This window comes from Schlesneria sp. (assembly GCF_036405755.1).
Classification (GTDB): Bacteria; Planctomycetota; Planctomycetia; order Planctomycetales; family Planctomycetaceae; genus Schlesneria; species Schlesneria sphaerica.
Genome location: NZ_DASWWZ010000230.1, coordinates 1 through 13,029, shown reverse-complemented (window position 1 = coordinate 13,029; position 13,029 = coordinate 1). Strand labels below are relative to the sequence as shown.

At 56.2% G+C, this 13,029-nt stretch carries 10 protein-coding genes; 1 reads left to right on the top strand and 9 read right to left on the bottom strand.

Going from position 1 to position 13,029, the window contains the following annotated elements:
- Window positions 1-295, top strand: a 295-nt coding sequence (locus VGE80_RS08050; protein ID WP_440592286.1) for a TSUP family transporter, incomplete at its 5' end; no start/stop codon positions are given.
- A 137-nt stretch (window positions 296-432) separates the two neighbouring features.
- Here VGE80_RS08050 and VGE80_RS08045 read toward each other — a convergent pair.
- The 9 genes from VGE80_RS08045 to VGE80_RS08005 form a co-directional block, all read right to left on the bottom strand.
- Complete coding sequence (locus tag VGE80_RS08045) at window positions 433-1,407, bottom strand: SGNH/GDSL hydrolase family protein (protein ID WP_440592285.1); 975 nt, start codon at window positions 1,405-1,407, stop codon at window positions 433-435.
- 83 nt (window positions 1,408-1,490) lie between these two features.
- On the bottom strand, window positions 1,491-2,522 hold the full coding sequence (locus tag VGE80_RS08040; RefSeq protein ID WP_373649788.1) for a 6-phosphofructokinase: 1,032 nt from the start codon (window positions 2,520-2,522) through the stop codon (window positions 1,491-1,493).
- Window positions 2,523-2,622: 100 nt separating this feature from the next.
- Complete coding sequence (gene accC / locus VGE80_RS08035) at window positions 2,623-3,975, bottom strand: acetyl-CoA carboxylase biotin carboxylase subunit (RefSeq protein WP_440592284.1); 1,353 nt, start codon at window positions 3,973-3,975, stop codon at window positions 2,623-2,625.
- A 31-nt stretch (window positions 3,976-4,006) separates the two neighbouring features.
- Window positions 4,007-4,516: an acetyl-CoA carboxylase biotin carboxyl carrier protein gene (gene accB, locus VGE80_RS08030; RefSeq protein ID WP_373649790.1), complete on the bottom strand. Its 510-nt coding sequence runs from the start codon at window positions 4,514-4,516 to the stop codon at window positions 4,007-4,009.
- 55 nt (window positions 4,517-4,571) lie between these two features.
- On the bottom strand, window positions 4,572-5,660 hold the full coding sequence (locus VGE80_RS08025; RefSeq protein WP_440592283.1) for a M24 family metallopeptidase: 1,089 nt from the start codon (window positions 5,658-5,660) through the stop codon (window positions 4,572-4,574).
- A 12-nt stretch (window positions 5,661-5,672) separates the two neighbouring features.
- The gene (locus VGE80_RS08020; protein WP_440592282.1) at window positions 5,673-8,153 is read right to left on the bottom strand and encodes an MMPL family transporter; all 2,481 of its coding nucleotides are present in this window, start codon (window positions 8,151-8,153) and stop codon (window positions 5,673-5,675) included.
- 180 nt (window positions 8,154-8,333) lie between these two features.
- Window positions 8,334-8,804, bottom strand: a complete 471-nt coding sequence (locus tag VGE80_RS08015; RefSeq protein ID WP_440592281.1) for a hypothetical protein — start codon at window positions 8,802-8,804, stop codon at window positions 8,334-8,336.
- Between the two features lie 307 nt (window positions 8,805-9,111).
- Window positions 9,112-10,470, bottom strand: a complete 1,359-nt coding sequence (locus tag VGE80_RS08010; protein WP_373649794.1) for a hemolysin family protein — start codon at window positions 10,468-10,470, stop codon at window positions 9,112-9,114.
- A 218-nt stretch (window positions 10,471-10,688) separates the two neighbouring features.
- The gene (locus tag VGE80_RS08005) at window positions 10,689-12,698 is read right to left on the bottom strand and encodes a serine/threonine protein kinase (RefSeq protein WP_440592280.1); all 2,010 of its coding nucleotides are present in this window, start codon (window positions 12,696-12,698) and stop codon (window positions 10,689-10,691) included.
- Window positions 12,699-13,029: the final 331 nt, after the last annotated feature.

Here is a 13,029-nt window from a genome sequence, read left to right as displayed (position 1 = left end):
CAGTTCGCTGGCCCTCATTGGAATCAGCGACATTCATCACATGAATGCGCTGAAAAGTCTGCTCGCGTCTGCCATCAATGGAACGTCCGTGGCCGTGTTTGTCTATAACGGCAAGGTCGACTGGTCGTACGCCGTCCCGATGATCTTTGCGGGGATCGCGGGGGGCTTCATTGGTGCGAGTATCGCACGTAAGCTCGACCAGAACGCAGTCCGGTGGGTTGTCGTTTGTATCGGGTTCGGATTAGCCACTTACTACTTCACTCGTGTCTATCTCCCTTCTCAATTCAATGCGTGATATGCGCATTGAATTGAACGGCTGGGCATTGGCAACAGATCCGTTCAAGATACGCCCAAGAATCCCTCACTCGGGCTTCGTGTCCCGGGGATCCTCTTCGCTGTTACAGCGAAGTAGAGGGTCGCGGCGGCGGGAACTCAGTTTGCGCTTACCGGGCCTCTGTGCCGCGACTCATGACGGTGATAAGAGCCGGATCCCGATTTGAGCTGATCGCCAAACAGGGAGCGAATCCACCCGCAGAGAATTGCCTGGCCTCGATCCGAAAGGTGAATGCCGTCCACTGTCGCCCCCCCAGTGGTCAGAATGCTGGTGAACTGCCGTTTCGGGATGAGCGAAACGCGATGTCGTTGCGCTTGCCGTCGCTGGGCAAGACCATAACCGCCCGAGAATGGGGGCAGCGGCAGCTCGAGCATGACAATCGATCGTCCGGAGCGGGTCACTTCTGTTAGTAGCTGATCCAGGTCCCGTTCAAAGGTCTCGACGGGAAGTCCTTCCAGCATGTCATTGCCGCCAATTTCGAGTACGACGAGCCCGTCTTCGTCGGCGAGTTGCTCATTCTGCGTTCGAGCAGACTTCAATGTCGCTCCGGGCTGCGAGGCGTCATGAACCTTCACTCTGGATTCTCGAGCAAGCTTTCGTGGCCAGGTATCTTCGCCATCATTCAGCCCCGCCGTCACTGAGTCACCGATGACCAATAGCTCGTTGATCTCTATCGGACGTGGAGGAAAGACGAGGTGTGGAATTTCAGGCATGATCCCGCTCAGCAGCCAGACCTGCGATCCAAGCAGCAGGATCGTTCGCCGCAATCCGCGAGGGGAATTCGGAAAACCTGCTTCCGGCGAAGCAGTGACCGCGTCTCCGCGAGTTCTTAACGACCACATGATGATTGTCAGCCACAGTGCCGACACGACCATGTACCCAGCGGAGAGAGGTGGGGGACTGCAGAGAGTAAACACACCCCCCATCACGAAAAGAGCCCCGACTACTTTTGGGCGTAGTTGGGGCATCTTTCGTGGCAACAACAGCATAAGCACCAGCGAACCGGTTGCGATGACGGCGAGGCGACCAGCGTCTCCTCCGGCGAAGAGGAAGATCACCCACCGTATTAGCACGCCAGGCTCTTCCATCGGCAGGTGTTGCTCCGGTTGAGAGGCGTTCCAGATCACTCTGGTGCTTTCGCTCGCTGTTCTGCGTCTTACTTACTGAAGGCGTAGACGTCGTCGATCCAGTCCTGGCTGACTTTCTTCATCTGGCCGACAGCATCAGCAAGCGCAACGTCGATAATGCTGGTTCCGGCGAGAGCGACCATTCGGCCGAACTTCTTTTCCTGAACCAGTCGACCTGCTCCGAGTCCCAGGCGAGTTCCCAGAACGCGGTCAAACGCTGTGGGGGACCCACCGCGCTGGATATGGCCCAGCACGACTTCGCGAGTTTCGATTCCGGTTTTCTCAGTGATGAGCTGCGCGACACGTTGTCCAATGCCACCCAATTGCTCGTGACCGAAGGCATCGACACTCGCACTACGGGTAACCGTCTCTGCGCCGAGCAACTTGGCTCCTTCGCTGACGATGATCATACCCCACTGTTTGCCAGCGGCGCGGCGTTTCTTCAGCAGTTCGCACATCTCGTCGATGTTGACGGGGACTTCGGGAAGCAGAACGTAGTCAGCCCCGACGGCCATAGCTACTTCGCAGGCGATCCAGCCGGCGTGACGTCCCATCGTCTCAACAACACCGATCCGGCGATGTGATTCGACCGTGGTGCGGACGCGTTCCACCGCTTCCACGGCGATGTTGATTGCCGTGTCAAAACCGAACGTGACATCGGTGCAGCTGAGGTCGTTGTCAATGGTCTTGGGGCAGCCGACGGTGTTCAACTTGTAGTCAGCGTAAAGTTTACTGGCCACGCCGAGGGTATCATCACCGCCGATCGCGACCAGCGCATCCAGACCCACTTTCTTGTAGGTTTCGAGCAGCTTGGGGACGTCGCGATCTTTCTCTTTGTAGGGGTTGGTTCGGGACGAACCGAGAATGGTCCCGCCCTTCCAAATGATGTCATCGGTATTTTCGATGGTGAGGGGCATCGTGTCGCCGTTAATGGCGCCCTTCCATCCATTGATGAAACCGACGCATTCGCCGCCAGCATTGTGGATCGAACGAACGACACCGCGGATGACCGGGTTCAAACCTGGGCAGTCGCCCCCGCCAGTCAAGAGACCAACCTTCATAGCATTCAGCCTTTCGTCATGTGGAAATGGCCGCCACAAGAACTTTCGCCACCACCAAAGAAGGTTCAAGGGGGCAGATCACTGCGGCGAGCGCGAATTCTCAGCTCGATTTTACGAGCAGGTTCTGTTCAATAAATGTCGTATCCATTTTGCCTTCGACGAAGGCAGTATGGTTCAGGATTCGTTTGAGAAGCGGAATTGTCGTCTTGATCCCTTCCACAACGAATTCGTCCAGACATCGCTTCATGCAGGCGATGGCTTCCGGACGCGTCGGCTTGTGGACGATCAGTTTCCCGATCATGGAATCGTAGTACGGTCCGACAACATAGCCTTCATGGATATGCGAATCCCAGCGGACACCATGTCCTCCGGGGACACGCAATTTCGTGATCTTTCCGGGGGACGGACGGAAATCGTTGTCGGGGTCTTCCGCGTTGATTCGGACTTCGATGGCGGCACCCTGGCAGGGAATGGCCCTCTGTTTCCAGGGAAGCGGTTCGCCTGAAGCGACGCGAATCTGCTGCTGGATCAGGTCAATTCCCGTGACCATTTCGGTCACAGGGTGCTCGACCTGAATTCGTGCGTTGACTTCGATGAAGTAGAACTGGTTGTTCTTGTCGACGATGAATTCGACGGTTCCGGCGTTCGTGTATTTGGCCGCCTGAATCAGTCGGACAGCCGCCTTGCAGATATCTTCACGAACCGAAAGAGGAAGATTTGGGGCGGGAGATTCCTCGATCAGCTTCTGGTGTCGTCGCTGGGAAGAACAGTCGCGTTCCCAGAGGTGAACGACTTCGCCGTGTGTGTCGGCAATGATCTGTACTTCAACGTGGCGTGGGTTCTCGATGTACTTTTCGAGGTAGACCCCGGCATTGTTGAAGGCCTTTTCCGCTTCCATCGCGGCGGCCTTCAGTCCCGCCTTCAGCGAGATGTCGTTGCGGGCAACGCGCATCCCTTTGCCACCACCGCCGGCGGTCGCTTTGATCAGGACCGGATAGCCGATCCGTTCGGCGATCACCAGGGCTTCGGCTTCACTGGTGATCAGGCCGTTGCTGCCGGGGACCAGGTTCACCTGAGCCTGTTTGGCGATTTCTTTTGCCGTGACCTTGTCGCCGAGCTTCGACATGGCATCGGCCGAGGGGCCAATGAATTCGATTTTGCACTCGCGGCAGACTTCGGCGAAGTGTTCGTTCTCAGAGAGAAAGCCATATCCAGGATGGATTGCCTGGACATTGCCGATCTCGGCCGCTGCGATGATATTCTTGATGACCAGATAGCTCTGGTTAGCGGCAGCGGGACCGATACAGATCGACTCGTTGGCTGCCTTGAGATAGTCGGCGCCGCGATCGGCCGCACTACATACGGCAACAGTTTCAATACCCATCTCACGACAGGCTCGAAAGACTCGCAAAGCGATTTCGCCGCGATTGGCGACCAGGATACGCTGGAACATAGAGTGAAACGATTCCGTGTTCGAGGGTCAGTCAACTCTTGTAACGGAACAGCGGTGTATCGAATTCAACAGCGTCGCCATTCTGGACGAGCACTGCTGTAATCGTCCCGCTGACCCCAGCCTGAATCTGATTGAAGACCTTCATCTGCTCAATCGTGCAGACGACGGTCTCAGGTGTGACCACGGTTCCCACGCTGACGAAGGGGGGATCCGTGGGCGAGGGGGACGAATAGAACGTACCGATGGTCGGACTCTTGATCGAGAGGCCGCCAGCGTTAGCGTCTGCCGCAGCAGGAGCTGCCGGCGCAGATGCCTGCACTGCCGGAGCGGCGGCCGCTGCTGGAGGCGGTGGCGGCAGGTATTGGACAGAGGGCTGAGGCACCGTCTGCAAGACTTCCTTCGCCCCACGTCGTAACCGCCACTGTTCATCGCCGCGGCGCAAATGAACTTCGCTCAGCCCGTGCTTTTCCATCATCTCAACGAGCTGTTGCAGCTTTTCGAGATCAAACGGAGCATTCCCGGAGGACTGTGGTTCAGCCATGCGTTTCCTTTTCGTCGGTTTCGGGGGAGTCCCATCCGTTTCCCGTTTCACGTCATCAACCCCCCAACTCACGAGAGACGGACGTTATGACTTCGTACCCGTCTCGCGTTACCACCACATCATCTTCGATTCGAACACCACCAATACCGGGAAGGTATATTCCAGGTTCGACGGTGACTACCATACCAGGCTTTAAAACTTCGCTGGAAATGGGACTCAGTCGAGGGCCTTCATGGATGTCCAGCCCGATACCATGTCCCAGTCCATGACCAAAGTATTTCGCGTATCCTGCTTCCTCGATCACCGCACGGGCAACCCTGTCAACGTCCTGGCATTTGACACCGGGACGAATGGCAGCAATCGCCGCTTGCTGTGCGTTTAACACAACTCCATATATCCTGAGGAGTTTGGGCGGGACTTTACCGGTGCTCCAAACTCGCGTCAAGTCACTGTGATAGCCCTGGGGGCTGACCGCACCCCAGTCACAAAGCACAAATGTAGACTCTTCAAATCGTCGCAGTCCAGCCCGATAGTGTGGAAGTGCGGCGTGATCACCCACGGCAATGATCGGTTCGAAGGCCGCTTTGAGAGCTCCGAACCGTCTCATCCCATGTTCGAGGTCGTGTGCGGCCTGGCGTTCGGTCATGGTTGGCATCAGCATCGACTTCATGATCGAGAAGCCTCGTTCGGCCTGATCAACAGCCAGTCGCAGCTCTTCGATCTCGCCCGCATCCTTAATTTGACGCAATTCTTCGACAAGCCCGGTCTTCGCCACCAGCGTCACTGATCCGAGTTTGTCGGCCAGGTTGTCCCTCACATCGACCGTCATCGATGTTGCTTCGATGCCCAGATTGGGAAGCTTGTGCTTGATCAGTTCCTGAGCCAGGAATTCGATCATCGTTGTCTTCGAATTCCGAATCATTGCCGGAACGCCTGGGCATTCCATCTGGAGCTGGGTCTCGAAGCGACTGTCGCTGAAGATCTGGACGTTTGTCGGGCCAATCAGCAGATACGAGTCCTCACCCGTGAATCCGGTCAGGTACGAGACGTTCTTGGAGTTGGACACCAGCAGACCAGCGATACCCCCCTTGCGGATGGCCTGAATCAATTTCTGGCGGCGGCTGGAATGCCGGTCGTTCGTCATGGGGCAAGTCTCTTACGTCGATGAGGGGGTGTCTACGGGGGCTGCAGGCTCTACCGGAGGTCCCCCCAGCCAGGTGCCGAATTTTCCGAAGCGACCGCTGTGTAGCAGGACCAGATAGGCTGGAACCAGGATCGGACGAACCACGAAGGTGTCGAGCAGAACGCCAAAAGCGAGGGCGAAGCCGAGCTGGATCATCCCTTTGAGCGATCCGGCACAGAGTGATGCAAACGTCCCCGCCATGATAATGCCGCAACTGGAGATGATTCTTCCGGTCTTCGAAAGCGCTTCGATGACGCCCTTCACCGGTCCATGCTTGCGCTGTTCTTCATCAATCCGGGTCATCAGGAAGATGTTGTAGTCTTCTCCCACGGCGATCAGGATTGTGAAGAGGAACATGGGGACCTTCCAGTCCAGTCCTGCGAACTGCGGATCCGTTGCCCAGAAGAAGGTGTAGGTGGCCCCCAGCGCGACCAGATAGCTGAACAGGACTGTCAGAATCAGATACGTGCACAGTGCGACGCGCCGCAGTAACAGGACCAGAATAAAGAAGACGCTGACCACGACGAGTAAATCAATTCGAACCTGGTCCTGGTCGGTCACCGATTTCAGGTCGCGAATACTGGCCGTCGATCCGGAAACGAGAATCTCGGTCTTCGACTTCAATTCGTCGGGCAGGAGGCGCTTGATCTCTTGTTCCAGCCGAGTGAGCTGCTCAATGCTGTCCCGTGCAAATGGATCCAGTTCCGCCGTCATCTCTAACCGTGTGACGTGGGTCGGATGGTTCACCGACGAGACGTAGTACTCCAGCGATTTCTGCATCGCGACGCGTCGTCGACCCCCTGCTGCCATGTCGAGGATTCGCTCTTCTTTTCCCCCCAGCGGGCGGGAAACGGTCCGAATATCGGCCAGCTGAAGTTCGTTTCGTTTTTCTTCGGTCGAGATCGCTTCGGTCAGTTCATCGATCCACGCAAAGCCTGTTGCCTCATCCGTAAAATCGACGTCGTCGTTCTTCAGCAGAACCGTAATTGATCCGGTTGCCCCCGCCGGGAAGTGATTGCGGACTGCCTCGGTTCCCTGGACGCTGGGGGAATTGACGCTCAGGTCGGAAAGGAGCCCGTAACTCAGGTGGGAATAGAACAGAACCCCCACAATCGCGAACGGAAGCATCAGCAGCATACTGGCGACCCAGATGGCCATGGGCATCTTGAGCAACGCGCGGCCGACGATTTCCCAGGTGTTCTGCAGCCAGTGAATTTCGTTTAATCGCGTCCAGAGTGAAGTCGACGAGATCCAGCCACCGCTGACTCGTTCCGTCCTCAGTTGAGGCCAGAAGGCCCATTTGCCCGTGAGTCGTAGCAGGGCAGGAGTAAACGTCAGTGACGCAACGAGGACGATGGTCAGTCCGAAAGAGATGGCGACCCCTGCGTCCCGGAACTTGCCGAATTTTGCGAAAATCATCATGCCGATGCCGCAGATGACCGTCCCAGCACTGGCAGCGATGGCGGCGCCGACCTTGGTCACACTATTGGAAACCGCTTCGTCATAGCTGACGCCAGCGTCGATTTCTTCTTTGTAGCGCGCGATCAGAAACAGGCAGTAATCGACTCCGGAACCGTACATCAGCACGGCAACGTAGGACTCAATCCCCTGGAACAGAATGACCCACTGGTGGCTCGCCAGCAGTATTAGCAGCGACATTGAGAGCTGCACAGCGACAACAACGGTCACCAGCGGAATAAAAGCGAGTGCGGGGGAGCGGTAGATGGCACCAAGCAGAATCAGTACCAGGATGAAAGTGAGCCACTCAGTTGCTTTCGCGCTGTCCTTGGCTGCGTTGATCATGTCCCGGCCGACCGTTGCTTCGCCGCTTAATTGGACCGTCAAACCTTCGGGGATCGCCTTCGCGAATTCCTCGCTTTTCAGGATCGCTTCGATCTTGCCGACCGGAGTCCGGTTTCGGCCGTCCATGAATTCTGTGGTGAGGTCCACCAGAATCAGGCGCGCTTTGCCATCGTCGCTTTTGAGCAATTCTCCTGCGTTCGGATCACGGAATGTCCGAATTCCCGAGATGATTTTGGCCTCATCGTGCTCGGGGTTCTCCTGTTCCTGCTGCAGGTGTAGGAGTTGTTCGTGGAGTTCGAACTTGCGGTCGGGATGAGTTACCGGATGCTCTGCTTCGTCGACCGAGTCGTCCAGAAAATCTTCATCTTCTGGCGTAATCCCACTTTCCCGGGTAGCGATCACCACGATCCGGCTGGGAACAAAGCCGTCAGGGAACGCCTTGCGAAAGAGTTGTTCGGACAGATGGCTGGGGCTGTCTGCCGGAAGGAACGCAAACTCTTCTGTTTGGGCGACGCGTTCCAGTGGTGGCGCAGCGATCGTTGCGCAGACGACGGCCGCGACCCACGCGATGAGAACCGCAGGCCACGCCCGGACGACAAACTCGCCCAACACCGAAAAAATCTTCTCTTCTCGCGACAATCTATCAGACAATTTTCAGTCCCGCTTCCCGGCTGATGTGTTGAAGAGCCCACTGGTCACTTCGACCATCCGGTCGACGATCGAACGAATGAGCTATGCCGGAACTGGTCAGAATTCTGTTCCATTCGCTGTTCATAGAGGGGCGAATAGAAGCGAGGTTATTAGGCCAGCATTCCCGAAAAGACGAGCGACTCAATGGCTGTCATGCGACGCAGCGTGATGCACGGAAGCATGATCGTGATGACCATGCGATTGATCAGCGTGTTCTGCATCGTCCGTCTCTTCCTCTTCGAACTGGGTTAGCGAACTGTACGCTCCCGAGAGTTGGACCGACCCGCATAAGGCCATAATGGTGAAGAGAATGGTGATGTAGACGGTTTTGCCCACGAAATTAGAGGGATGCAGTCCGAAGAGGTGATGCACCCCATCGGGAGGTGGAGCGACGAGTCCCCAGACCAGGATCATCATCAGGCCAATCAGGGCAACTCCGATCACGGCCCCGTTAGCCAGCACGGAATACAGCTTTTCCCAGTTGACCGCCAGCAGCCAGAAAGCGACCCACGCAATCAGAGGCGTCCACGGGGTCATCACCGCGAGTAACGTTACCAGGACGTCCCATCCCGCGACGAGCAAATTCTGCACGCTGATTAATAGTTGTTCCATTCAGGAAATCTTTCGACAGAATGCGACAATACGAACGGGCGAAACGCCAATTGTCTGTGAAAAGAGATAACACAACGAGCAACGTGAAGCCAGCGTCAAGGATTTTGGGCGTGGACGTCAGGACAGTTGCGCCCGCGCGTCCAACTGACCTGGGCGCAGCAGGCGACCTTGCTGTTCGTGATCGAGAACACAGGAATGTGCTCTGATGTCCTGCCGACACCCCGGCATGAAGGGGGCATGGCGTGAGAAATCGAGGCGACAAAAGTCGCTTTGAAGGTCGCTCGCTCGGCCAGTATGGCACTCAAGGTCAGGCAGGATCGCTGGCTTCGGATGTGTCGTTTTTGTTCTCAGAGACTTGCTGAATCAGCAGCCGATCGATCTTCGGTCCATCCATGTCCACAATTTCAATTCGCAGATCGTTCCAGTTCAAGACGTCACCAATGTGAGGCGGACGTTTTAACAGAGCCAGAACCAATCCCGATATCGTACCAACCCCCCGCGGCACGGGATCGGTCCAGCGGGAAATATCGAGAGCGGTTTCCAGTTCATGCAGGTTGCAGGTGCCGTCGACAGAGAGGCTGCCATCCTCACGATGCACGATATCCGGCTCGTGGCTGTCACCATCACGTCCGTGCCGGTGTTCGTCGTGAATGTCACCGACCAGCATTTCGAGCACATCTTCCAGCGTTACCATTCCCTGTGTTCCGCCGTATTCGTCCAGCACAATTGCGAGCTGGGTCTTGTGTTCACGAAACAGGGCCAGAAGCCGTGTGATCGTAATGGACTTGGGTATGAAAAGGGGTGCCCGAATCATCCGCCGCAAGTCGATTGGCCGACCGAGATACTGCTGAAGGAATACGTCCTTGAGATAGACGAACCCGAGGATGTGATCAATCGTTCCTTCGCAGACCGGGATACGTGAGAAGCCGGACATCGCCATGGCGCCGATGACCTCGTTGGAGGGTGTATCCACATCCAGGGCGTCGATGTCGACGCGGGGCCTCAGAATTTCCGTGACGGTGCGATCCCCCAGACGGAGCGCTTCCATCGCGACTTTCTGTTCGGACTCTTCCAATAGTCCCGCTTCCGTCCCGGCTGTGATCAAATGCTGGATATCTTCCACCGAGACAGTGTGTTGCTGATCCGTTTTCTGACCCAGGATCCGCAGGGCCAGATTACTTGTTGCATGCAGGAACCAGATCGCCGGCCGCGTGATTCGCTGCAAGATCATCATGGGGTAGGCCACGATGCGCGCGATCGGCTCGGCATTCTGGAATGCAATCCGCTTGGGAACCAGTTCGCCCAGGATTAACTGAAGGAATGCGACGCCGAAGACCACGATGGTAAAGGAGAGGCTCGACTTGTTCTCGACGATCAACTGCATGGACGAACGAGCGAGCAGTCCTTCCAGTGGTTCTTTCAGGTGAGCGCCGGCAATCGCAGAAGCGAATGTGCCGACCAGGGTGATCCCCACCTGAACCGTCGGGATGAAACGGTCTGCATCGTTGGCGAGCCCCAGGGCGACACTCGACGAGCGATCCCCTTCATCCGCCCATTGTTCCAGTCGCCCTCGACGCGCCGTTAATATCGCAATCTCTGCTGCGGCGAAGAAGCCATTTAACAACGCCAGCAGTACGATTAAACCCAACTCAACAGGCCAAGGCACATTGATCTCCGACAAACATCTTTTCGTCAGCCGATTCGGCGAGCATTGAGATTATGAACACGTCGAATCCGAACAACCAGTCAACGACGTGTACGTAAGGTTAGTTATTGCTGCGCACGTTCGTTTAGTTTTTTCGGCCTGAGAATGAAAAATGCCTGCAACTCTCGAAGAGTTTGATTCTCAAAAAAAGAACTAAATTGCCTCAGATAAGACTGCTTTTATTGTTCTTCGGTCATGCCGCCGATGATTGTCCGCTCATAGGCGCGTGATTTCTCTGTATTCGCCACAGCGCCGAGGCCTCGCTCATGTCGACTCCACCACGCATCCGCATCGTCCATTGACCACGTTCCCGCTGTAGGACAACGTCGCAAAAGGTCCGCCAGATCACGGGCCGTGGCCGGACGCCGATTCCGTGATTTTTCGAGACAGGCCATAATGGCGTGTTCCAGTTCCTGTGATACCGGCTTTCCGAGTCGGTCAGAAACCGAACGAGGCACAGTCTCGACGTGCTGCTGGCAGAGTTCAACCAGGCTGGAACTGTCGAAGACCGGTTTGCCTGTCAGCAGGAAGTAGCCAACCGCACCGACCGCATAGAGGTCGCTTCGTCCATCGACGGTGTTCGGTGCCTGGATTGCTTCGGGCGCCATGTAAAGAGGCGTTCCCGTGAGGGAGTTCGAGATAGTTGCTTCGGCCTGTTTATTCTCGTCGAGTGCCTTGACCAGTCCGAAGTCGAGCACTTTCACCACGTCGGTTTCTCCGCCGCGGCGATTAATCATGATATTGGCCGGCTTGATATCGCGATGCACGAGTCCCAGTAAATGCGCTTCGTAAAGGGACCCGCAGATATGGGTCAAGATATGGATTACACGCCCTTCCGGCTGGGGGCCGTAGTTTTCAACGAGTGTTTGCAGGTTAATTCCATCCAGGTATTCCATCGCATAATAGAAGAGACCTTCGGGTGTGCGGCCATAGTCATAAATGGCAACGGTATTAGGATGGTTCAGCTTGCAGGTAATCTGGACTTCCCGTTCGAACCGGATCAGCGAAGCGTCGTTGACCTTGTCGACGTCCAGCATTTTGATCGCGGTCTCGCGTCGCAGCATGGAATGGTGTCCCTTGTAGACAACACCCATCGCCCCTGCGGCAAGCTTTTTCTCCAGTGTGTACTGGCCCAGTTGCTGCGCTTCGATCTCGGCTTTCTGCGCCTGTCGACGCAGACGTCGAACCATGACCGTGAAGACAAAAATCGCGATCGAGCAGCAGCCGAGCAGTCCGTGCAGTACCCAGAACGTGGATTGCAGGATGCTCAAAGGCTGAAACGCTTCCGCCGCATCGATCTCGGAGATCACCCCCAGGTTAATCTCAGGCATCCATTTCCACGCCCCGATGACTGTGACACCCCGGTAGTCTCGAAACCCGTCCAGATCGATCCCCGACGATTCCTTCGCGATGGAAGCTGCCGAACGCGTGAGGGGTAACTGAGTCCGTCTTACATTGGGGCGATGTCCTTTCGTGAGATCCCCCTGCGGATCGCGCACCTGAATGTTCACGATGGACCGGATACCCGGCTGGTCTGCCAGAATTCCAATGAGAATCAGAGAATCATCAAAGCGGCTGTTCGAGACCATCAGTCCTGACTTGTTCACCGCATAGGTTTCCCCCGACGTGCCAAAGCGGCCCAGCTGAAGGATTCGCGTAAACTCGAACTCGGGTCGAATTCGCAGGGCGACAGCCGCAACAACTTCAAAGTTGGCATCGCGCAGCGGTGCGCAGACATACATTGTCGGGACCCCGGTGCGAGGCACACCGGCATCGTCCTTCATGGTCATCTGACTGGCAAAGGGGGCACAGATCGTTGTCTCGCCTGCCATCGCGGGAGCTACAAATGTTTCGAACTCAAGGATGTCTTTCTTTCCTGTCAGCCCTTCAACCGACGAGGCAATGATGTGACGAGATTTGTCGACCACGAAATAGTCGACGAAGTCGTGCAGCGACATCACGGGACTCATCTGCTTCTGCAATTGCTTGTAGAGTTCTGGTAACCGTGTCTGTGGAGCCTGATCGAGGCCCGCTTCGTGGACTTCCAGTATTCCGTAGATTGTTTCCCGGATCCGCGGATCGTTCGCAGCCAGTGTGGCATTGGCCGACTGGGTTTTGATCCAGTTTTCCAGCATCGCGATTTCGACATCCAGCAGGGTCTGCAATTGAGACCGTAGTGACTCCTTCATGGTAAACTCGATCGCGCGATGCACACCGAAGGCAAGGAGCGAAAGCAGAGCAGTCGCAATGATCGGCCAGAGCCAGATCTGCTTTTTCAGGAAGACGCCAGTCCGCGAAACACTTCGCCCGAATCTGCTCGTGTCCCACGTCATATGGGCGATGGGCGAGCGTGAGCGCGATCCGCTGCTCGGCTGAAGACGTCGAAAATAACTCAGAGGGTTAAACACAGTCCCTTCTCACGAAATCCACCGGTTGGTGGCGACGACTGCGCACCGGCGGTTGCTATCAGAACTCCTTGCAACTCGAGCGAGCTAATCGAGTAAAGGTAGATGAAGGGAA